The organism is Segatella copri (assembly GCF_949820605.1).
Lineage (GTDB): Bacteria > Bacteroidota > Bacteroidia > Bacteroidales > Bacteroidaceae > Prevotella.
Genome location: NZ_CATKVU010000006.1, coordinates 1,645,440 through 1,666,569, shown reverse-complemented (window position 1 = coordinate 1,666,569; position 21,130 = coordinate 1,645,440). Strand labels below are relative to the sequence as shown.

The 21,130-nt window shown below is 42.7% G+C and carries 29 protein-coding genes; 11 read left to right on the top strand and 18 right to left on the bottom strand.

Annotation, left to right across the window (positions count from 1 at the left end):
- Nucleotides 1-7 precede the first annotated feature (7 nt).
- Nucleotides 8-1,012 carry a DUF5119 domain-containing protein gene (locus RCO84_RS08185; RefSeq protein ID WP_317584687.1) on the bottom strand — a complete coding sequence of 335 codons (1,005 nt, stop codon included), beginning with the start codon at nt 1,010-1,012 and terminating at the stop codon, nt 8-10.
- The gene (locus RCO84_RS08180) at nt 1,009-1,671 is read right to left on the bottom strand and encodes a DUF3575 domain-containing protein (RefSeq protein ID WP_144150472.1); all 663 of its coding nucleotides are present in this window, start codon (nt 1,669-1,671) and stop codon (nt 1,009-1,011) included. Before RCO84_RS08180 ends, RCO84_RS08185 begins: the two co-directional genes overlap by 4 nt.
- Before the next feature lie 610 nt (nt 1,672-2,281).
- On the opposite strand from RCO84_RS08180, the gene RCO84_RS08175 reads away from it, so the two are divergent.
- The 7 genes from RCO84_RS08175 to RCO84_RS08145 all read left to right on the top strand — a co-directional run bounded on the left by RCO84_RS08175 (nt 2,282) and on the right by RCO84_RS08145 (nt 7,202).
- Nucleotides 2,282-2,623, top strand: a complete 342-nt coding sequence (locus RCO84_RS08175) for a hypothetical protein (RefSeq protein ID WP_118313567.1) — start codon at nt 2,282-2,284, stop codon at nt 2,621-2,623.
- Nucleotides 2,624-2,670: 47 nt separating this feature from the next.
- A complete protein-coding gene (locus RCO84_RS08170; protein ID WP_147382000.1) occupies nt 2,671-2,916 on the top strand; it encodes a hypothetical protein in 246 nt (81 codons plus the stop codon).
- Nucleotides 2,917-3,058: 142 nt separating this feature from the next.
- Nucleotides 3,059-3,289, top strand: coding sequence for a hypothetical protein (locus tag RCO84_RS08165; RefSeq protein WP_117588092.1), 231 nt, complete (start codon nt 3,059-3,061; stop codon nt 3,287-3,289).
- A 1,297-nt stretch (nt 3,290-4,586) separates the two neighbouring features.
- Nucleotides 4,587-4,823, top strand: coding sequence for a hypothetical protein (locus tag RCO84_RS08160; protein ID WP_118313377.1), 237 nt, complete (start codon nt 4,587-4,589; stop codon nt 4,821-4,823).
- A 157-nt stretch (nt 4,824-4,980) separates the two neighbouring features.
- The gene (locus RCO84_RS08155; protein WP_147337063.1) at nt 4,981-5,292 is read left to right on the top strand and encodes a hypothetical protein; all 312 of its coding nucleotides are present in this window, start codon (nt 4,981-4,983) and stop codon (nt 5,290-5,292) included.
- Nucleotides 5,293-5,303: 11 nt separating this feature from the next.
- Nucleotides 5,304-5,846 carry a hypothetical protein gene (locus tag RCO84_RS08150; RefSeq protein ID WP_118313379.1) on the top strand — a complete coding sequence of 181 codons (543 nt, stop codon included), beginning with the start codon at nt 5,304-5,306 and terminating at the stop codon, nt 5,844-5,846.
- A gap of 150 nt (nt 5,847-5,996) precedes the next feature.
- Nucleotides 5,997-7,202, top strand: a complete 1,206-nt coding sequence (locus tag RCO84_RS08145) for an IS256 family transposase (protein ID WP_317584557.1) — start codon at nt 5,997-5,999, stop codon at nt 7,200-7,202.
- A 205-nt stretch (nt 7,203-7,407) separates the two neighbouring features.
- On the opposite strand, the gene RCO84_RS08140 is transcribed toward RCO84_RS08145, so the two are convergent.
- The 6 genes from RCO84_RS08140 to RCO84_RS08115 all read right to left on the bottom strand — a co-directional run bounded on the left by RCO84_RS08140 (nt 7,408) and on the right by RCO84_RS08115 (nt 10,629).
- Nucleotides 7,408-7,851 (bottom strand): hypothetical protein, encoded by a 444-nt coding sequence (locus RCO84_RS08140; protein ID WP_217746231.1) that lies wholly within the window; start codon nt 7,849-7,851, stop codon nt 7,408-7,410.
- A gap of 18 nt (nt 7,852-7,869) precedes the next feature.
- Complete coding sequence (locus tag RCO84_RS08135) at nt 7,870-8,145, bottom strand: hypothetical protein (protein ID WP_287824786.1); 276 nt, start codon at nt 8,143-8,145, stop codon at nt 7,870-7,872.
- 8 nt (nt 8,146-8,153) lie between these two features.
- Nucleotides 8,154-8,399: a hypothetical protein gene (locus RCO84_RS08130; protein ID WP_118313382.1), complete on the bottom strand. Its 246-nt coding sequence runs from the start codon at nt 8,397-8,399 to the stop codon at nt 8,154-8,156.
- Between the two features lie 12 nt (nt 8,400-8,411).
- Nucleotides 8,412-9,305 (bottom strand): DNA cytosine methyltransferase, encoded by an 894-nt coding sequence (locus tag RCO84_RS08125; protein WP_233547169.1) that lies wholly within the window; start codon nt 9,303-9,305, stop codon nt 8,412-8,414.
- 175 nt (nt 9,306-9,480) lie between these two features.
- On the bottom strand, nt 9,481-9,792 hold the full coding sequence (locus tag RCO84_RS08120; RefSeq protein ID WP_144150486.1) for a hypothetical protein: 312 nt from the start codon (nt 9,790-9,792) through the stop codon (nt 9,481-9,483).
- A gap of 45 nt (nt 9,793-9,837) precedes the next feature.
- Complete coding sequence (locus RCO84_RS08115; protein WP_119229919.1) at nt 9,838-10,629, bottom strand: ParA family protein; 792 nt, start codon at nt 10,627-10,629, stop codon at nt 9,838-9,840.
- Between the two features lie 161 nt (nt 10,630-10,790).
- Between RCO84_RS08115 and RCO84_RS08110 the strand changes: the two genes are divergently transcribed.
- Nucleotides 10,791-11,510, top strand: a complete 720-nt coding sequence (locus RCO84_RS08110) for a hypothetical protein (RefSeq protein ID WP_293487597.1) — start codon at nt 10,791-10,793, stop codon at nt 11,508-11,510.
- Between the two features lie 12 nt (nt 11,511-11,522).
- A complete protein-coding gene (locus RCO84_RS08105; RefSeq protein WP_153082140.1) occupies nt 11,523-11,684 on the top strand; it encodes a hypothetical protein in 162 nt (53 codons plus the stop codon).
- Nucleotides 11,685-12,244: 560 nt separating this feature from the next.
- Here the strand turns inward: RCO84_RS08105 and RCO84_RS08100 are convergent.
- From RCO84_RS08100 to RCO84_RS08065, 8 genes are all read right to left on the bottom strand, one after another.
- The gene (locus tag RCO84_RS08100) at nt 12,245-12,826 is read right to left on the bottom strand and encodes a hypothetical protein (protein ID WP_294815638.1); all 582 of its coding nucleotides are present in this window, start codon (nt 12,824-12,826) and stop codon (nt 12,245-12,247) included.
- 125 nt (nt 12,827-12,951) lie between these two features.
- A complete protein-coding gene (locus RCO84_RS08095; protein ID WP_144150493.1) occupies nt 12,952-13,383 on the bottom strand; it encodes a hypothetical protein in 432 nt (143 codons plus the stop codon).
- Nucleotides 13,384-13,622: 239 nt separating this feature from the next.
- A complete protein-coding gene (locus RCO84_RS08090) occupies nt 13,623-14,663 on the bottom strand; it encodes a toprim domain-containing protein (protein WP_317584678.1) in 1,041 nt (346 codons plus the stop codon).
- A 113-nt stretch (nt 14,664-14,776) separates the two neighbouring features.
- On the bottom strand, nt 14,777-15,400 hold the full coding sequence (locus RCO84_RS08085; RefSeq protein ID WP_118253402.1) for a hypothetical protein: 624 nt from the start codon (nt 15,398-15,400) through the stop codon (nt 14,777-14,779).
- Complete coding sequence (locus RCO84_RS08080) at nt 15,384-16,721, bottom strand: DUF7833 domain-containing protein (RefSeq protein WP_317584676.1); 1,338 nt, start codon at nt 16,719-16,721, stop codon at nt 15,384-15,386. The genes RCO84_RS08085 and RCO84_RS08080 overlap by 17 nt, the downstream gene beginning before the upstream one ends.
- A gap of 5 nt (nt 16,722-16,726) precedes the next feature.
- On the bottom strand, nt 16,727-17,017 hold the full coding sequence (locus RCO84_RS08075; protein WP_153085694.1) for a hypothetical protein: 291 nt from the start codon (nt 17,015-17,017) through the stop codon (nt 16,727-16,729).
- A gap of 11 nt (nt 17,018-17,028) precedes the next feature.
- Nucleotides 17,029-17,307 (bottom strand): hypothetical protein, encoded by a 279-nt coding sequence (locus RCO84_RS08070; RefSeq protein WP_117586506.1) that lies wholly within the window; start codon nt 17,305-17,307, stop codon nt 17,029-17,031.
- Entirely contained in the window at nt 17,285-17,590 is a 306-nt protein-coding gene (locus tag RCO84_RS08065; RefSeq protein WP_117586505.1) for a hypothetical protein, read from the bottom strand. Before RCO84_RS08065 ends, RCO84_RS08070 begins: the two co-directional genes overlap by 23 nt.
- A 148-nt stretch (nt 17,591-17,738) precedes the next feature.
- Between RCO84_RS08065 and RCO84_RS08060 the strand changes: the two genes are divergently transcribed.
- Both RCO84_RS08060 and RCO84_RS08055 read left to right on the top strand, forming a co-directional pair.
- Nucleotides 17,739-18,167: a helix-turn-helix domain-containing protein gene (locus RCO84_RS08060; protein WP_153085692.1), complete on the top strand. Its 429-nt coding sequence runs from the start codon at nt 17,739-17,741 to the stop codon at nt 18,165-18,167.
- Between the two features lie 872 nt (nt 18,168-19,039).
- A complete protein-coding gene (locus tag RCO84_RS08055) occupies nt 19,040-19,687 on the top strand; it encodes a DUF3256 family protein (protein WP_317584674.1) in 648 nt (215 codons plus the stop codon).
- A 206-nt stretch (nt 19,688-19,893) separates the two neighbouring features.
- On the opposite strand, the gene RCO84_RS08050 is transcribed toward RCO84_RS08055, so the two are convergent.
- The gene (locus RCO84_RS08050; protein WP_235304128.1) at nt 19,894-20,466 is read right to left on the bottom strand and encodes a chromate transporter; all 573 of its coding nucleotides are present in this window, start codon (nt 20,464-20,466) and stop codon (nt 19,894-19,896) included.
- 22 nt (nt 20,467-20,488) lie between these two features.
- Nucleotides 20,489-21,016, bottom strand: a complete 528-nt coding sequence (locus RCO84_RS08045) for a chromate transporter (RefSeq protein WP_287796976.1) — start codon at nt 21,014-21,016, stop codon at nt 20,489-20,491.
- Nucleotides 21,017-21,130: the final 114 nt, after the last annotated feature.

Sequence of the window (21,130 nt, the reverse complement as noted above, 5' to 3'; positions counted from 1 at the left end):
ATGAATATTACATAACGATTGGTATCTCTATGATGTTCCAGTCGCTAACGCCTGGGGTAAAACCGCTATTGCCGCCTATCTTGGTTGGCACAGGGAGTTTGTCCAGAACGATTTCTACCTCATAAGGGTTGGGGGCTTCCTTGATTTGCTTGGTAACATCATAGATGTAGCACCACTTTGTGCCATCCTTCAACATGGTATATATAACCAAATAGTTGGCGGCATCCTCTGATGGGCTGTTCCCATAGCATCGAAGCTGTCCTTCCAAAGTGCTTTCGTTTGTTGTGCCTACCGCAAAGGGAACGGTGACCTTTGCCTCTGTCTTTTCTCCAGTGGAAAGGTTGATGCCGCCTGCAAGGCCTGAGATGGAACCTGCTATGGAGGATGAGAGGTTTTGCTGATTAGCGATGTTAATTATCTTCAACCTATATGTGCAAAATCTTCGCTTTGGACTAAGCGTTATCTTGCATGTGTCGCCTCGGTCGTTCTCTTCCAGTGATATGAGAATGTCTTTCTCCGAAGCCCCAGAATAGATGCTGTCTGCTTCCATCGACATCCTTTCGCCTTCTGTCCCCTTGGCTCTTGGTAAAAGACTGGCCGATATTCCGATTCTATCTATAGTTCCTGCATCCTTGGAACTTGCCTCAATGCTGTTTGTTCTGATATTGTTGCGAAAACTGGTGTTCCTAGCATCGGAATTGAATCCCAATGCCGTGTAGCTTACGCCAACTAGGGCTTGGGCTATACCGTCGTTCTTTCCGATGAACTCCCTTTTGAGAGTCCTTTCGCCTTTTTCCCTTGGGAAAAGGTAAAAGCACATGGATGCAGGATTGGCATTTGGGTGTTGCTCCCAATCGAAAGTGACTTTTACATTGGAGGCATGGTTGTGGTCATAGCATAGCTCTTTCTGCTCGCAACTGCTGAGTAGCCAGACTCCTATGGTCAGGAAGAATAGGTACCACATCGCCGTTCTTACTTTCATGATGATTTTAAAAGGATTGATATTCGTCATTTCATGCCTCCTTTCTCCGTTCTATAGTTCTTGCCTATCTGGAATGCTAGGGTGATGTCTGCTTTCACAGGACCGAAATATCTCCTGTTCCTGGTCTCTTGCCATACATAGTGGGTATCTATCGGGTCATACACCTTGTATGTTCCTCCAAAATAACCTAAGGCCATGCCCAAGTCCAAACTAACCCTTGGACTGATGGGAAATGTGTAGCCGTATTCAGCTCCTATCGTATAGGAGAAATCTGACATGTTGCCTCGTTTTCCGAACTCCACATCATACATTCCCATCTGACTCACAGCTCCAAGATGATGGCCTGTGAGATGGCTTTTTAATGCTTGGCTTCCAAAATACTTTCTTATATCTATTTCTCCTCCATAACTGCGCCAGTATCTATGGCATGGATTGGTCTTCCACCAGGTGTACCAATAGCCTAGCCCTGCCGACCAGTTCCTTCCCAAGTGCATTTCTGCTGAAATGTTGGGAACGACAAATGCGTCATACAATAGATTGGTCTTCAATTTCCAAAGGATGGGATTCTTGCAATTTGCTTTTGCATGGCATGTGCCCACACTTCGCTTTCCTATGAAATGGATGTCTTGCGCCGCAATCCTGCTTGTGTATGGAAATGCCAACAAGAGGAGGAATAGTATTTTTCTCATTTTACGTTACTTTATTTTAAGGAGACTCCTTCTTTAATGGGATTCTACCTATGATTTCAAAATTCGGGTGCAAAGGAACTGCTTTTTTGCAATATAGGGGCGAAAATCACGATATACCTTTTTATTTAACATATTCTTTTTCTAATAACTCTCTTTCTCTTTGCGATAATCAATAAGTTATAGCTAGCTTGTATTTTTCTTGTATCTAATTTTTCATTTTCGTCCCTTTTGTTCGACCTCATCTTTTATTTGCAAGTAGCGGCGTTGCTCGATGTCCCCCTTGCTTTTTCTTGTGCAAAGTTATGGCAGCCCTGTCAGATGCCAAGTACCAGGAGAGGACTCCTTATTTGGCTAAAACTTTTCTGGAAGCCTTCCGCAAATATTGCATATTTGGGTATTCCTGAAAAGTTTCTACCAAATTCCTTGGCGTTCTGACTTCGCTGGGCTGCCATCCTTTCTGCACGTAAAAAGGCTACAGGGGACGACGGACACGCCGGGGTATGATAAAAAAAATATCGGATCGAACGGAACGAAAAGCTGTAAAGGCTAGAGGATTCCAGAAATCCGAAGTATAAATTCATTTATGTTGAACCAATAAAATAGAATGATTATGACAGGACTTGCATTAAGAGTGAGTGTTCCTAAGTGGAACGTTGAGAGTGAGCTTGGTTACAAACCAATCACTACTTTTTGGGAGGATTTCTCCATCGCTGATAAGTTCGGCAATGAGGCTGTAAATGATACGTTCAAGCGTGCTTTCACTGAGTGGAAAGGCAACTATGCCTATCTTACGGAAATGGTGATGGTGTTGAACCATAAGATTTGGCAATGGTATAAGAAGAACATTCTTCTTGCCAAACTCTACAACCAGTTGTATGATATGGCTGCTGAGTATGCCGAGAACAACTTGAAAGGGGAGGAACTTGATTATTATTATCGTATCACTGACTAACAAAGGTAACGGAGAGGCTAACCACCTCTCCATAACTAAGCTACAGAATGGAAACAAGATTTAAAATGGCTGCTACGCAAAGACAGATGAACTACCTCCTCAGTCATTATGGTGTCAAACTTTGCGAGAGAATGGATAAGGAAGAACCTAAGTTTCCGATTCCTGGGGAAGCAAACGTTTATCTTTGGAAGGTGCTGCTTCGTCATCCAGAAGGATTGTCAATTCCTTCCTTGATAGGTTACTCTAAGTTGTTGCCAATGTTGAGAAACTCATATAAAAAGCAGAAAGTATGATAACGCTGATTCCTATCACATCAGAGTTGTTGCACCTGAATATGTGAAATTCAAGAGAAAGGTACACGAATAGGAGAAATTTAAGAAAAATAACTTGCAAGTTACGAAATTTTTTCGTAACTTTGCCATCAAATTAAACAAAATGGGACAGAAAGAAGAAAAAGAAAAGATTAAAACGGCAAGAGAAACATTAGGAAGGTATTTTTATGACTTAAGTAAGACTTCATTTGGTACAGGCCTATTAGGAACGTTCTTGCCGTATTTTACAAAAGATGAGTCTGCAATGACAGAAAAAACAATATGGTTATTTGCAGGGTGTCTTATAGCAACAGTTGGTTTTGCATATGTTGGTAATAAAATTTTAAAAAGATAAAGTATGGATTCATTGTTGATTTTTATGACAGGCGTTGCAATAATAGCAGCAGGGCTTGCTTTTTGGGTAAACACCAAAATGGGAAAAAAATGGATTGATAGTTTGTAAGGTAAATCCAGAAATCATTAGCGTTTACAATGACAGAATTGGCTATTATTGCTGTTGGCATATTGCTGTGGAGCAATACAAGAGCTGGTAAGAAATGGTTGAAAGAACTTTAAGTGTTTATAGAGGTGGCAAGTTGCATTGCTGCCTCTTAATTTTTCGGCTGCTCCCTCTTCAGTCGCAGCCAACAGGCGAACCGTTCAGCTTCGCCTGTAAAGCGGTATCGCCGATGGGTGTCTTGGCAAATGTTCCAAATAGTAGCTGTTTGGAACATTTGCGCTTTTCTTATGTCTATGGCTTCGCTTTATTCCCTTTCTCCTGACTTTCATCCATCCTCGGCTTCACTGAGTTCTCCTGAAAGTCTGGAGAAACTGCACTATGATGCCATAGAGCAGCAAGGGAGATAGGTCGAACCTTCATGTGGGGCTTTGGCCACCACACCCCTTGGCGGATGGCATACATGCGAGGAGGACTTTTCTTTCAGGGTAGGCTTGCTTCCGTTTTTGGCGAAGATGGACTTCCTTCCCATCTCCACCTATTTTGAAAGCCAGGCTACCCCTCTCTCCAAGCCACATGGACATGCCATTCTCCTCACAAGTGTGCCATCCTCTACGCTCCTATATCTATAGCCGAAGTTTCGGAATCTTATTTTTCTGTTTCTATATTTCCTTATTTTCTTATTTCTTTATATATTTATATAAGTATATAGTTCTATAAGAATATAATTGTTTCTACCTATAGAACTACAGTGCTATATCTATATTTTTCTTTTCTACTTTTCTTATATCTATGTTTTCATATTTGTTTCTGTTGTTCGACCTCACTTTTTTATTGAAGCGGTAGCGTGCCGTCTGCCCTCCCTTGCTTTTTCCTGTGCAAAGTTATGACGGCCCTGTCAGATGCCAAGTACCAGGAGAGACCTCCTTATTTGGCTAAAACTTTCCTGGAAGCCTTCCGCAAATAATTCTTATTTGGGTATTCCTGAAAAGTTTCTGCCAAATTCCTTGGCGTTCTGACTCCTCTGGGCTGCCATCCTTTCTGCACGTAAAAAGGCTACAGGAGGCGAAGGACACGCCGAGGTATGATAAAAAAAAATATCGGATCGAACGAAACAAATAACTGTAAAAGGCTAGAAGGTTCCGGAAATCCAAAGTATAATTTTTAAAGTTGAACCGTTAAAATGAGATTGACAATGAAACAGATTATTAAGTTTCTCAAGAAGATGAGTGTGGAAAACGCTTTGTTTTTCTTCTCAATGTTTGGAGTGGCAATGATGGCTTTTGCTTTCATGGGTGGTAACATGCGCTTCCTTGATGAGGGATTGGCCATCTGGCTGATAATAGCTGGAGCAGTGGTAGCTGGTGTGGGAATGATTGGAGTCTTCGCTAAGAACGACTTCTTCATCTACGACATCAACGAGGCTTCATAGATTCTTTCGGGAGAGGTGAATAACCTCTCCTGTGCTTCTTTTTATGTTAGGCAAAGGTGGTGGTATATGTTAAAAATGAAAGATATATCATTTTATAGCAGTCATTTTAAGTTCCATCACTTATCTTTGTAACTTCAAAAATATAGATGATATGAGAATGAATGAGATTTCTTGGCAACGAATGGTGTATATGAACCATAGTGCCAACGTTGTTCCTGCAGGAAAACCCTATAAGAAGCAAATGCTTCAGGGAAAAGTCTTTCCTGTCACTAAAGCACAGGCTAGGAACTTTGTTCTGATGGGGTGTCTGCTCAATGAACTTAACAACGAGGATGTTCGGGTAGTGGAATTGATACTGAACAAGCATGGAATTGTTGGCAACTACAGCTATGCCAAGAAAAAGGGGATGGTGAGACTCGTCAACTCATGTGATCTCGACAAGGCTCTGAGAATGGAATATAATTTTTAAAATTTGATGATATGGAAGAAAAGTATGAGAGTTTTAAACAGAAAATTCTGAAACTGAACGAACTCGCTTTGAGAGGGGAAGAGGGAGAAGCCATTAATGCTCGAAAGGCAATGGTTAGGCTTTGCTCTACCCTGGGTGTTAATTTGGAGGACATCTTGAATGAGAGCGAACAAAAGAAAGAATATGTCTTCAATGTTGGATGTGACCACTTGCTGAAGGAGCTGTTCTTTATGTGCAGTGAGAAAATCTTGGGCGACGGTGAGATTTGGTATAAGGAGAAGAATAGCCATATATCCTTGGAACTTACTCCTTCACAATATGCCGAGTTGTTTACTTACTTCGATTTTCACAAGGAAAACTTCAAGAAGGAACTGAAAGCTACAAGGAAAAGATTGCTTCTGGCATATTTGTTGAAACATAATATCTATGTTGGTAATGATGACGGAACAGACAAAGAGCTTTCATCGGAGGAACGCCGCAATGCTTGGAAGACTTTGCAGATGGTTGATGGCTTGGAAAATGTGTCTTATTTAAAATCTTTGGAAGACAAGTAAATGGAAAAGAATGATATTTAATACAATGAAATGGTGATTGCCAGAATGAGAAAAATGAGGGAAGAGGCAGAAAAGCGAAATACTACTGTGAGAGTGTAAACTAAACTGTGTCAAGCTACAATAAAAGTAGTTTAACACAGTTTTTATATTATGGACAACTTAGAAATTGATTACAAGAAAGCAGCTCAGCAGTTGCGTAGTGGTGAAGCCTTATTTGGCAAGGACGGAGCATTAGCTCCATTGTTAGAGCGTATTCTCAACTCAGCTCTCGAAGGTGAGATGGACGCTCATTTAAGTGAAGAGGAACGCTCTTCCGGCAACCGTCGTAATGGTAAGATGAGTAAGAAGGTTCAAACAAAATATGGTGAGGTCACTATAGAGACTCCTCGTGACCGAGACGGAACTTTCCAACCTGAGACCGTAAAGAAGCGTGAGACTATTCTTGCCAATGGCATGGCAGACCAGATTATTGAGATGTACGCCATGGGCACCAGCACACGTGACATCAGCAGCTACTTTGAGCGTGAGTTCAACACAACTCTATCAGCCGATACAATCAGCTCTATAACAGACCGTGTATTACCCGAAATCACCGCCTGGAAGTCTCGCATGCTCGATCCTGTATATGCCATTTGCTGGCTTGATGCTATCCATTATAAGGTAAAGGATGAGAATGGCAGAGCTGTCACACGAGCCATTTACAACATTCTTGGTATCAACAAGGAAGGCCAAAAAGAACTGTTAGGTATGTATGTGTCTAAGAGTGAAGGAGCTAACTTCTGGCTAGAAGTTCTTACGGATCTTCAGAACCGTGGTGTTCGAGACATCTTGATTTGTTGTATTGATGGTCTCAAAGGCTTCCCGGATGCCATCCAAAGCGTATTTCCTGAGAGTTCTGTGCAGCTCTGTATTGTCCATCAGATACGCAATTCTATCAAGTATGTTGGCAGTAAGCATCAAAAGGAGTTTATCAAGGATTTAAGAACAGTATATGGTGCAGTAAACAAAGACTCCGCTGCTGCTAATTTAGACCTGTTAGAGTCTAAGTGGGGAGAGATGTACCCAATTGTCATCAAGTCATGGCGTGACAATTGGGAACGTCTGACAGAGTATTTCCAATATACTCCAACCATCCGTAAACTCATTTATACGACCAATACGGTTGAGGGGTATCACAGACAGGTAAGAAAGGTCACAAAGACTAAAGGGGTCTTTCCTACGGATAATTCTTTGGAGAAGCTTGTGTACTTAGCTTACCGCAACATCCGTAAGAAATGGACTATGCCACTGGCAAATTGGGGACAAATTTCTCAACAAATGGCAATAAAATTTGGAGATAGATTTAAAATTATGTAACTTTGCAGCCGAAAAGGCTTCCCTGCTGGGGGCATGCCCCCAGCAGGGAGTGGGAATGAAAGTTAAGAACAAGCCTTGACACAGTTTAAATTACACCCCCACTACTGTTGATTTCTGTAAAATACAATAGGGACTCTCTATTTTCTGTAGCGAAATAGTCTCTGCTTTTGGAGTGTTTACACTAAAAACAGAGACTATTTTGTTATTAATATGTGTGAGATATGGTAACAAACACTGTCTCACCAGAATATCCTATCTTATAGGTTACTTCTTCCACAAGCCAGCGATAATCCGTCAATCCTTCGTTGAAAATTTCTTCATGCTCGTCGCCATACACCACCATATGCAGGAGAGACTTGTCTTCTAGCTCCTTTACGTTCCTTAGGTAGGATGGTGTCCTGACGTCTTCTTTTCGAATCTCTTCCAATAGTAAGTGCAGGTCACTGTCGGAATTGGATAGTTGGCAGTAAAGCTGCTTGAATATCATGTCTTCGTAGTCGGAGAGCATGATGAATTCTCCTTTTCGAGGAATTATGGACATTTCGCATTCTATGAAGAATGCTCTGTGGGGATAGCACTCTGGGATATTGTTATAACAATCTATTCCTGTGCATCCCCAAACATTTTTTGGTAATAATATGACTTTCATCTTGATTTCTGGTATTGCTTAATATTCCGACAATGCTTCACTGCGAGAAACGCTTCTAGCCACAAAACTGAAGGAATTGCCTGTGCTCTTGTACTTGCAAGGTTCGCCTACTTTCGAGACTGCCACGCAAAACACAGAGAGTGGAAGAGGTGCTTCGGGATGCTCTTTTACAAAACTCTCGATTTGTTCCTTGAACCAAAATGCTTTCTTGCCATTGAAAACCACTACAAGGTTGCCGTTGCATTCTATGGCTGCCCTGCCAATTTCTTGGTCAAATATGTCAACTTTTTCCATTGTGCAACTTATTTTAGTTCTCTTACTTCCATGTTTACACCTCTCTCATAGATGACAAAGGTGTAGGTCTTTCCCTTATACTTGAACTCATCTATGGTACGTGATATGTCACGGCCTTTTACGTTCTCTTTCCCGGAAAGTCTGTTCATTTCGGCAACTTGGTTCTTCCTGTAATAGCCCAATATACCTTGTATGACCAAGATTGCGGCGACAATGGCAAATAGCCAAATGTTGTCTTTGAAAAATTTTCTCATCTGTCTTGTTCTTTAATTGTTATTATACTCTTCTATGGCCTTGAATATCTCCAAAGCCACTTGCGGAACCCAGGCATTGCCGTATGCCTTTATGGATTCCTTTCTCCATTTTCCTTCAGAAATGGCAAGGTCGTCCACATCGAAGGGAAGCCCATCATCTCCTCTGCATATAGTGGGTTGAACTGACGGGAACCCTGTGAACCCCCGGTTTCCTCTGCTACTTTCTTCGGTGATGGCAGCTTGCCGTTCATGGCAAGGGCTGTCAGTCCCATTCCCATCTGGCTCTTGGAATTGAGCTTGGTGGTGTACTTGGTCGCCTCCGCAGCTGTAGGCGTAGGGAGGAGGTGCAGGGGCAGAAACTCCGTCTTGCCCTTCTTGTTGCAACGTTTCAAGCCCTGTGTCTGTACGGTGGGCAACAATCCATATCCTGTTTCTTCTATGGGGCGCTCCTGTGGCACAAGCTGGAATAACAAGCGGTTGGACTTCATATCCTTCTCGCTCAATGTCTTCACAGATGGCATCGAGGATGTACCTGTATTCTTCTCTACATACAACACTTTCTTCGAAGAGAAAGTCTGAACGTCCCATTTCAGTGACACTGCTGGGTTGTACCATCGTCGTGATGCCAACAACGTTTTCAGCAACGACCCAAGTGGGCTGTATCTCCCGAATCGCTCGTAGCATTTCAGGCCAGAGGTAGCGGTCATCTTCCGCTCCTTTTCTGCTTCCTGCATAGCTGAAGGGCTGACAGGGAAATCCGCCTGTGAGAACATCGACTTTTCCCTTCCACTTCGTGAAGGTTGTCTTGGTGATGTCTTCATAACTTTCTGAATTTGGAAACCAATAGTCAAGAACTTGCCTTGGAAACTGCTGTATCTCGCAATGGAAGAGATTCTTCCATCCCATCCAGGAGGCTGCAAGCTCCGCTCCGCCTATCCCCGAGAATACGCTTGCGTGGGTCAAGGTGTTCTTGATGGTGGTATCGTTTGTTAATGGGGCTTCTCGCCCCCTTTCACCCCTCGGTGTTTTCAGGTATAGATTATTAAACCTGCTGCCGCACTGGGAGGAAGGGGAACGATGCCTACGAGTTGAAGATTTGGGAAATATCCCCTTTTCTGGGCTTTTTCACACGCACCTTTCCATGAAGCTCCTCATACTTGCGGATAAACATATCGAGGCCAACTCCGATGATTTCCTTGATGGCCACTCCCTCGATGTCGGCGATGGTTCGTACCTTACTCATCACATCTGGATCAACCATGGTGCTGATTACCTCATAGCGTGGTTTCTCCTTTCGCCTGGTAGGTGAAGGAGCCTCGCTAGGACATTCTTGTGTAGGAACAGCTTCTTGTTCCTCGGTCTTCCCTGTCAACCCTTGTAACAGGGAATCCATTGCGTTTGAATTGATGCTCTTTGACATAACTGCTAATTTTACGTTCTACTTGCTGATGGTTACATTGTTTAATACCATTCTCTCCAAAAACTCCTCGGTCAGGGCGATGTAGTCCTGTGCGCCATTGCTTTTCTTGTCGTAGTCAACGATGTTCGTTGCCTCCAATGGTGCCTGGGCGATGGTGACATTCTTGCGAATCTTTGTCGTGAACACTAAATCGTCCAGCTGCTTTCTCAAACCTTCCTCGATGTTCTTGCTGAGCTTCGTTCCTTCCCATCGAGTAATGGCGATACCGAAGATGTTTACCTTTGGATTGAGGAACTTCTTGATTTGGTTGATGAAGTCGAAGATCATCTTCAATCCGTTAAATGGCAAGACTTCTGCTACCAAAGGGATAATCACATAGTCGGATGCCGTGAGGGCATTCAGGGTGAGCAACCCAAGGGAAGGTGGGCAATCGATGAGGATGTAGTCGTACTCGCTCTTGTAGTTCTCCAACAACTCCGAGAGGATTCTCTCTCTCGCCATCTTTCCTGCCAACTCCAAGTCTGCCTGGGCTAGGTTCAAATCGGCTGGTATCATGTCCAAACGGATGTCCTCACGTACCTTATATATATAAAGGGAGGTGGAGGACTGGGATTTCAAGCCATCATAGATGGTGGTGGAGACCTCTTTCTTCAAGAGTGAACTGGTGAGGTTTGCCTGGGCATCCAAATCTACCAAGAGAACCTTGTAACCCTTGGAGGCGAGGATTGAACCCATACTTGCTGTTGTCGTTGTCTTACCAACGCCACCTTTGTGGTTGGCGAAGGAAATAATCTTTGCGTAATGTTTCATAATTGCGTTATATTTTTATATAAAGATATTATTAAATAATGATATTTGACTGCAAAGATATAATTATTTATTAATATAGCAAAATATTTATTTAATTATTTGCTTATATAAATGTTTTTTTGTACCTTTGCATCAGAAAAAGTTCTTAAAACATAAGTAATATGAAGAAAATTTTTGCATCAATGATGATGTTGGCTGCAACTTCCACAGGATTTGCACAACAGGTAACGGCTCCAGAGCCTGAGTTTATTAACAGCTATTGCGTGCTCACAAGTGATTCTACTTTTGATGCGCTCCCAAAAGAGGACGGAATGATTTCCAAGCATCAGAATAAATTCGGCAAATTTGCCAAGATAGCAGGAGCTGTCGGAGACTTGGGGTTTGCAGGAGGTATGATAGGTGCCAGTACTTCTGGAAGTGCTTCTGGTATAATTAATGGTGTTCGTGTGATGGGAACAGCAGCTGGAGTAGGACAAGCTGCCGATGCTGTGAACACCCTCGCTGGAGCAGAAGGAATGGACATTGCTTTCGCAGGTGGCAAGTCTGCCTACACCGTAAAGAATGCAAGCAATGGCATCCGTTTACTCATCAAGGGAGAGAAGAACGAGTACGATCCAATGGAGATTTACCGCATTGTACGTTTCAAAGCATCAAAGAAGGACAGAAGAATTCAATGGATGGAGTTCAAGCCTGCCTTGATAGGCAGCGCAGAAACCAAGAAGAGAGGATATGTAGCTTTCACAGGTCATAAATATGGAAACCAAAGCTATCTCTTGGAAATTCCAGCATCTGAGGCAGAGCCAGGAGAGTATGGCATCTTCTACATGTCAATCATCACGGCTACAGCCATCCCTGTAGGAACATTTAGTATTAACAAATAAAACGTTACGATTATGGAGGCTTTATTAACTTTGGCATTTGCCGGTTGGCTCGGCAAGAAAACCGTGGAAGCGGTAGTTGGTGGTGGAAATAAAAAGAAAAGAAGACGCTCTAAGACCAACTGGGATAGACTAAGCTATTCCCAGAAGGCTTGGCTCCATGACCATTCACTATAGTTTAATGGCAAATCCTGTAGTTTAAATTGCAAAATCATTATATATAAGGTTCAACGCTCCTGGTTCGAGAGAATCAGGAGTTTTTTGTTTGTAAGCCATTAAAACTCATAAAAGTTTGGAGATTAGAATTATTTATCGTACTTTTGCAGCGGAATAAATTTAATAAAGTCCCTTTGTGGCAAAAAATATGTGTAAGGTATCAGAAGAGACAATCCTCAAGGCTAACGAGAGGATGAGAAAATATAAGATAGGGCAGAACAACAAGAATGTCTCACCTATGGGGTTTACCGTGGACACTCATGTCCAAGGTAAAACCTATAGTCAAACATTTACAGAGAATAGCATTAATGCTATCTTTGAACGTGTACTAAGCAATAGGCAGCATGGCAAAGCACTATAACTTCATTTATGAGGAATTGGTAAGGTATGAGGGTGACTTGGTAGGACGTGTTGCCTACTCACTGTATAAAAGGGAAAAGATTGCTTTTATAGAACAATAGAGTAGGATGTAGGGGAGTAATCCCCTACATCTACTCTATTTGAAATATTTCGGTGCTATTTTACTTTGCTTGCCCTTTGCACATAAGTTCGGCATAGGCAAGGGCATCTCTGATAATGCAATTGCTTTCAGTCTCTTTGTCTTCCTTGCAAATGGCTCTGTATTGTTGCTTGAAGACATCTGGACATTCCTCATAGGCATCGATAAGGACATATCTTATCCATTTGTCATAGTCCTTGGGATGAGGAAGCTTAAGTCTTCTCAGAAAAATACCTGTGGCACGCTTCAAGGTGTTGGCATCGAGCTTGACGGCCTTGCCTGTTTCCATGTCTATCCAGGCAAACAACAGGTGGGCTACCTGCACAGAGCGATCTATGCTGATTTGAAAACATGATACCTTGAATCTTTTTTCAAATGCCAGACTTACTTCCTTTATTTGCTCCAGTGTGGTGGATGCTGGAACCTCAAAGGAAATTTCCCTGATGACCTTTGTGTTGCGATATGGCAGAAAAGAGGTCTTCTTTTCTATCACTCTAAGAAGTTTCTCGTATCTTGATACGTAAGTCTCTTCTATCCAATATTCTGGTTGCATGGGCAAATCTGCCCTAGCAACGTCAATGTTAAGGATTCCGTTATTTCTCATAAGGTTTGCGTTTAATATCATTTACTTTTTCCATAAGTCCCCATCTCTGTAAGTGAACTTGATCTCGTAGATGAAGGCGATGATGATGCCAATGACGGCAACACCGAATGCTATTCCCACTATTTTCATAGGCTCTCTTTGTTTTTTATGAACTTGTAATAGGCGTATGAGCGAAGGCTCTGAAAGTGTATGTAGCTTCCCGACCAGTCCACTGCGGCCGGATTTCTGTCCATGATGGTTCTCGTTAGCACCTTTCCTGCTGAACTGTTGGGCAAGAACAGGTTCACTTCCTCGTACTCCTCGCTTTCTACGAGAAAGTGAGAGAGGTTGAAATGGTGGTTGAGGATGATGCAATCGCATTCCTTGGGGAGTGCAATCTTGCCGTCCTTCGACAAAGAGAGATAGGCCAGATAGTCCATGAAATTACTAAAAAGGCAGCAACTAGCGACTGAGCCTTTTTTAGAAGGTTGCAATGTGATGCCCTTGCGATGAATTGTCGTTGGTCTTTTCATCTCCGTCAGGCTGATGAACTCCACGCCTCCGTGTACGTTTCTCATTCCTATTCCGTGCCACACTCTGTTCAGGCTGCTACAGTCGATGGAATATACTTCTTCTGGTATCGAGGAAGGATTTATGCCAAATTCTTGCAGTTTTTCTTGATCTTTCACTGTCAAGGACTCAAAGCAGATTTCTTCTGCTGCGTGTTCCAAATGCAGTGCTTTTCCGTTCTTTTGCTTGTTCATGATTGTTAAATATTTATTCGTTTTACTCATTTACTTTTATCATCATGATGTTCCTACATCTTGTTTATTAACTTTTGTAGGTCTTGTGTCGTTCTTCCTAAGGCGAAATAGTCGCTAATGTCCTTTTCTTGCTTGGTTCCGCTGAGAGGTAACTCCAATCTGAAAACGTTGTAATTGCCATTGTGCTCTTCCACTCTGCTCTTGGATTCCTTGATGCCTGTAGTATCAGAATCGTAAAGAAATATAATTTTTCTGAACCTCTGGGAAAGCAGCTTTATTTTGTCTGCAGGTATCTTTGCCGTCTCGCTGTTGAATGCTATGGCATTGTAGCCATGGGAAGCAAGGGACAGGACATCCTTTTCTCCACCAGTGATGAACACCATGTCGCCGTTTTCTTGCAACTGTTCCCATCCAAACACATATGGCGTTGGCAGGTCGCCGCCATACAGAAATCTGTTTTCTGCCTTAGGACGATATACTTTGATGCCCTTCATGTCGTTGAAGAAATAGCCGTAGGCTGGGATGGCCTTGGAACCAAATATGTTGAAACTCTTGCCGTCGGCTTTATAGAAAGTCACGCTTCTTAGGCTGTGAACATGATAGCGACGTAGGGTGTTGACATCGATTCCATACTTGTTCCAATACTCTAGTTCCCAAGACATAAATTCTTGTATGACAGGCATGAAAGTCTTGATACTTGATGTCTTGTTCTTGCTGATTTCTTGCTTGATGGCAGCTCTGTTGAACTGGGGCTTTGAGGAATACTTTCCCTTGTTCTCCTCAAAGACTCCCAGGCACAGATCCTGGTCGATTCTCTCCAATACGGCCTTGAAATCATTGCGGATGCTCATGTTCAGCACCCTTGCAGCGATTGCAAAGGCGTTGCCGCTACATCTGCTGTCGCCAAAGTCCTGGAGATAGTAGTAGGCTTGCTCTCCTGGAGGCTCGTTGAGATACAGATGGCAGGACGGACGGTTGTCGCCACTTCTGAAGGGGCTCTTGAACTTTTTCTTCAAGCACTCCTTACCCAGATAATAGCTGAAAATATCCAGTCCTCCATCTGTTTTCTCCAAAATTGTTTTGTATTCTTCCATGTAAAACCTAATTTTTGCCGCTTTATTTGCGATTTGAGACGTTTTGTTTGTTTCTGTGAGGAATTTATTGCTTGCCTCGGAAAAGTCGTCCTGAGCGTTGTTTTTTACGTTTTTTAGTGAATCTTGCGGAAGTTGATGTCTGGCATGTGTACCACTTCCATCAGCTCGTTGAGCCTTTCCGCAAGCCTGTCACCATATTTCGGGCGTATGTCTGCCATCGGCAAGTTGGTGGTGATGATGGTCGGGAGCATCTTGTCGTAGCGATACGACAACAGCTGCTCGATGGGCTTGTATCTGTTCCCGTACTCGCAGAAGTCCGTTTCTTCCGTTCCTAGCTCGTCGATGGCGAGGATGTAGGTGTTGGCGCATCGCTCAAACTTGGGCTTGTTACTTACGAACATCTGGTAGAGTTCTCTAGCCGTGACTAGCCAGATTCCTGCCTTGGAGCTGAACACGCTGCCTTCGCCATTGCTAGGATCGGGAATCTTACAGCAGTTGATGAAGCTTCGCATCCCCTTCACGCAGGTGGTCTTTCCGTTGCCTGTGATGCCGTTGAGGACAAGCCAGCAGTGCTCCTTTCCGGTTGTTAACCACGAGGCGACTTTTTTCATGCTTTCCATCTGGGATGGTTCGGCAACGAAAGACTTCTCTCTCTTTTTCACCTCTTGGGCGAAATGATAGCGCAGATGCTCAAAGCACAGCTCTGGGGTGAACCCCATGTTAGAAATTTCCTTCATAGATGCCTCCTTCCGAACTTTTTGGTACAAACTTCTCGCCGCTCCAACGCTCTGAGGTTGGTGATGGGGAACGGTTGGAAGCCTGAGGTTGGTTGATAGTTCTCAAATTCTTTTCAAGCCAGTCGCAGAAATGACACTTGAAGTCTTTCATATCCTCATGCTTATCCTTGCCACGGCAGACTAGTTCAATCTCGAACTCGTCAACTTTGTTCTTCACTGCCTCTGATGTGAGGAGCTTGAATTTCTTCTGAATGGCAGTCAACCATGTGGTTTCTGACTTCACGAGGTCGGCAAAATTTTCTTTGTTTGATTTCTTTTGCTCGTTTTCTTTCTCCACCTCGGTCACTTCTAAAACTTCGACGAAATCCCCCTCACGCACGTGCGCGATGTCGTCGTCGATATTCTTTATTTCTTTTATTCTTTTATTCTTATATTCTTTTAGTGTTGTTAAAGCCGTGTTAGAACTATGTTGCTCCTGTGTTAGTACCGTGTTAGAACTATGTTGCTCCTGTGTTAGTACCGTGTTAGTTAAATTTTTTGTAGCTTGGTAACTATCATAATTACAGCGAGTTATGCCTCGTTCTTTTTGTGCCGATATTTGTGAGTTGTTATGTTCTGACACGGATTCTATATTATTGTGCCTCTCTTGTGTTAACACTGTGTTAGTTGAAATTTTTGCAGCTTGGTAACTATCATAATTACAGAGAGTTATGACGCTTTGCTTATGTGCCACCCCTGGTAAATACGAGATTTCGCCAGTTCGTTGTAATCTGGCTAGACAAGTTCTGATGCTCTTCTCGGAAATGCCGGTTGCTTTTGTCAATAAACGCAAGGTGGAATTGAGCTGCCATGCTTCACTTCTGCTGTCGTTGTTTATGACTAATTTTGCTTTCAACATGAAGTACACATACAAATGCACCATGTTTGGCTCATGATACCAACCCCAATCGCAAATCTTACGATATAACTTTATCCAATCTGGAGCAGCCTCGTCTATTCCGATAGGCTGAAACTTGTTGAAATCGACAAGAACGATGATTCTTCCATTCTGCAACTTCTTATATTCGATTTCTTTGGTGCGCTGGAGTCTTGTGAGCCCTGTTCGAAGCTTCTGCAATGAAATCCCAGTTTCCTTAGATAAATGGTTGAGGGAAACAAGGCATTCGCCACGTTTGATGGTGATGTCGTTGTACTTTACATCATAAACGTTTGCGTTGAGAAGGAGGTACAGGTATAGTTGCACCATGTTTGCGTCATGGTACCAACTCCAATTCACAAAGTTGCGGGGCAACTTGATCCAACTGTTGTCTACTATGTTCATGATTCTTAAGCTTTTGATTCCTCTATTTTGAAAGACACGCAGGGCTTGCCGCCTTTGTAGCTGATGATGATTTCATCGTCTTTCTCTGTTATGTCTCGTATGTAGGAAAGGAGAAATTTTCCTCTTTTCCAACTTAGCTCTTGCTTTTTTATGTCCTCGCCTAGGTTGTGGAGTGCAAGCTTGCACTCTTCTATGCCTTGGCAAGGGGCAAAGTACGAAGGCTTCAACTTCACGAGGAGGTCTATAAGCCAAGGTTGCTTCTCTGCTACTTGATAATATCTTTTGATTCTGTACATTGCTCTTTGCTTTAAAAGTAGTCTTGCTCTCTTCGGTGTAACTCCTGAAGGTCGCTGACTTTGTATTCTGTCTTTCCCTTTCTCTTGGAAAAAGGTTTGAGCTTGCCTTCCTTAATCCAACGGCGCACATTCCCTGAACCGAACACTCTCATACTTTCTCGCTCACTATAATACTTTTTTGGAGGATTCTTTATCAAGAGCGCAATCTTTGGTGCCAGGAAAGTAGCTAAGTCTTCAAGAAATGTCTTGTAACTGACATTCTTGTCCTCAAACACGATTCGCTGTTCCATAAATTTCTGTTTTATTGTTCAACTCACTTGGATATACCACAGGATTTGAACGCCCATGATATATTCCTGCTTCCTTCAGTATCTTCAAGACACCACAGCGAGAAAAGTTGTATTTCTTGGCAAGGTGTTCCATCACAGGGGTTGGTTTCAGCACCTTGTTCAGGATGAGTTGCCCATACACGTTGAGGTAGTCGCTGATGACTTGCTCCCTCTTTTTTATTCTTTCGCCTATTGAGGTTCCTGAATAAACTTCGGTTAAAATTTCAAAGTTATTCTTGCTCATATTGTATTTTTTATGTATATTTGCAAACGTATTTCGTTTTAAGAACGTTACTATTTCGTTATTTCGAGTGCAAAGATAATAAAAAGCTGATAATATTATTAATAAAGGCTGATAAATTTATGATTAATTAACTATAATATAAATAAATATGAATGGATTGGAGTTGCGTAAGGCTTTATCAAAAAGTAAAGTGAGCATCGTTGATTTGGCAGAAAAACTAAATATGACTCAGCCAAACTTGAGCAATGCCTTCAAGGTGCAGGATGTTAAATCTGGCATGTTGGAGAAAATTTGTGATGCTCTCGGTGTAACTATTGATTTCTTCTATGGCGGAACAAAATACATGAAGAATGGCGGCGAAGGCTACGTTGCTAAAGAAGAAACTGTAGGCGTGGCGCAGGAAGAGGATGCAGCAATCCTATATAAGAAACGACAACAGAGCCTTGCTGATGCAAAAGACCAGGAGATTATATTTCTAAAGGGACAGGTGCAAGCATTGAAGGAAACTATCCAAATGCTTGGTGGCAAGAACTCAAATGTGGATGTGCCTATGCCGTTGCAGAAAAAGAATGCGTAATCATCCATCACGATTTCATGAAAAATAGATAATGAATTAACTATATATATAAATATGTATATAAATATAATAAGGTGTAAAGCCTTTACATAGACAGAAGGAAATATTATCCTATGTTTAGAGTAACCTACGGAAAGGGCTTCCCATACTGATAATATTGCTGCGGCGCAGGCTGCTGTAGAGGAATAAATCTCTTCTGAAAGAAGATTGTACGATTAATGATTAGATAATTAGAGGAAAGTGTTTCGTAATGAAGCGCTTTCCTCTTTTTCGTCTTTTTTAGGTTAAATTTCGAAAGAAAATGAGCAAATCATTTGCAAGTTACATTTATTTTCCGTAATTTTGTCGGAAAATAGAGAAATATGGAAGGATTAGTCATGATTTATGCGACGATTACGGTCGTTGCTGGTGCCATGGCACTTTGGCTTCATACAAAATGGGGTAAGAAATTCTTGGAGGATCTCTAATGGTTGGTATTGCTGCAGAATCCTTTGTGTTCTGAACTAATGTTCCCGGCACGCCCTGAAAGGGCAGAAGCTTCTAACCCAGGGCAACGCCCTGGGTAATAGTTGTATTAGCCCTACGCCCTGTAAGGGCAAAAGCTTTAAAATATAGCTGCTGTATAGAAGCTTTTGCCCTTACAGGGCGTTAGTACCATCTCTATATCGCATACCCAGGGTGTTGCCCTGGGCTAGGAGCTTCTGCCCTTTCAGGGCGTGTGGAGCATACTTGTGAAATTTAGTAAATAATTTAAAGGCTTCAAAAATGAATACATTAGCTTTAACTTTTGCCGTGTGTTCAATAGTAGCATTGGCCTTTCTTGCATGGCTCTTTACTCCTTGGGGAAAGAAGTGGTCTAAGGAATTGTAGTGATGAAGAAGATAAAATATATATTATGCGCTTGCCTGATGATGGCAAGCTTGGGCATGGAAGCCAAGTCGATGAAGGACTTGCTGGTTTCGATGCCCGATTCTGTTGTGCCTTATCTCAACCACAACCTGCGGTTGGAATTTACTGAGCTGCAGGAGATGGGAGTGAAGGCGGAAGTGAAGAATCTGTTAGGCGAAACGAGTGTGATGGATACGCTGACTGCTGATTTCGCCCAGTTGAGAACGAGTAAGAACGCTACTTTGCAGATGAAGAAACTGCCATCGGCTAACGGCGATTCGCTGCTTTGCGTGGTGAAGACTTTTGACGGAGTAGAGAAGGAGAGCGAACTCTATCTCTTTAATCAGGATTGGCAAGAGCAGGATGCCAGCAGAATTTTCGATGGAAAATCTTTGCAGCAACTGGCTTCCGGACTTATTGCCAAACCCGATACGATGAGCGAGGCTAAGTTTGAGGAACTCAAGGGGAAAATTGAACTCAAAATCGTGAGTGCTCTGCTCCTGCAACATGAAAACAGCCTCGTAGTGCGCTTGGCTTTACCTTTCGTGTCTGCTGACGATAAGAAGGCTGTAAATGCAATAAAAGTGCAAAGAAAATTTAACTGGAATGGTAAAACTTTTAAGGAGAGTTAAATTCTTGAAGTTTTTTGCTATAAACTATTGCAGGTTACAAGATTATTTGTACCTTTGCATCGTGTTTTTCATGGTATTAGATTATTAAGGTTAATAAAAGATTGGTTGTCGTGAGACAATCAATTTTTTTTGTCCCTATCTGAAGGCATCAGCCCCTTGTCTTTCCCATCGGCTGGAGGCCGTTGGTTCAGACCGCAGGGCGATGTTTAGAAGATAACCATTCCGATGATACCGCAGATGAAAAGCAGCAGGATAGGGTTGGTCTTTCTGAATTTTGTGAAGTAGAAAGCAGCCAGAAACAGCACGATGCTTGCTCCGAAGACAAACGGATTGTCGGTTGGTGATCCGAAGTTCTCTTTATTCATCAGGAGAACGGCGGCAGCAGCTATCAGTCCGATGATGGCTGGGCGGAGTCCCGCAAAGATATCCTTTACGATTTTAGAATCCTTGTGCGTAATCAGATAGTGGCTGATGAGAATCATGATGATGAAAGGCAGCCACATGATGGAGAGCGAAGCCAATACCGAACCCAGACAGGCTGCCCAGGTAGGATAGCCGTCGTGAAGGCAGGCGGTATAACCTACGTAGGTGGCACAGTTGATGCCGATAGGTCCCGGTGTAGACTGGCTGATAGCCACAATATCCGTAAACTCAGCATTGGTAAGCCAATGGTTCTTCACTACCGTCTCGTTATGGATGAGCGAAAGCATCGCATATCCGCCACCAAAATTAAATGTACCAATCTTGGTAAATATCAGAAATAACTTTAGAAATAGCATAATCTCTATATTTTTTACCTTTTTACTTTTTTACCTTTCCATAGAGCCAGCCCAGCACACCGGCTGCGATGATGATGTAGATAGGGGAGATACCGAAAGCTGCAATCAGCAGACAGCAGACAACGGGAATCCAGATGTTGTAGCGGTTGATGTTTGCCGTCTTTGCCATCTTGAAGCAAGGCGCAGCAATGAGCGCTACCACGGCAGGGCGCACACCCATGAAGAACTTGCCCACCCAATAATTGTCCTTGAAATGCTGGAAGAACATGGCGATGATGAGAATGGCGATGATAGAAGGCAGGGCTATGCCAATGGCACCCACAATGCCTCCCCAGACTCCCTTCAGCTTATAGCCGATATGACTCGCCATATCGATGGAGAAGATGCCCGGAGTGGTCTGAGCCACTACCATGATATCCATGAACTCCTGCTTGTCCATCCACTTGTTCTTGTCTACAAATTCCTGTTCCATGATCGGTATCATGGCGTAGCCTCCGCCTAGCGTGAAAGCCCCGATTTTATTGCACGTGAGGAAAAATTTTACTAACATATCTGTTGCTTCTATATTATTTTTCTCTTATATCTGTTGAAATCGGCTGCAAAAATACACATAATTTGTTAAATATGCTAGCTTTCATGCGGATAATCTTCAAAATCGTGTGCT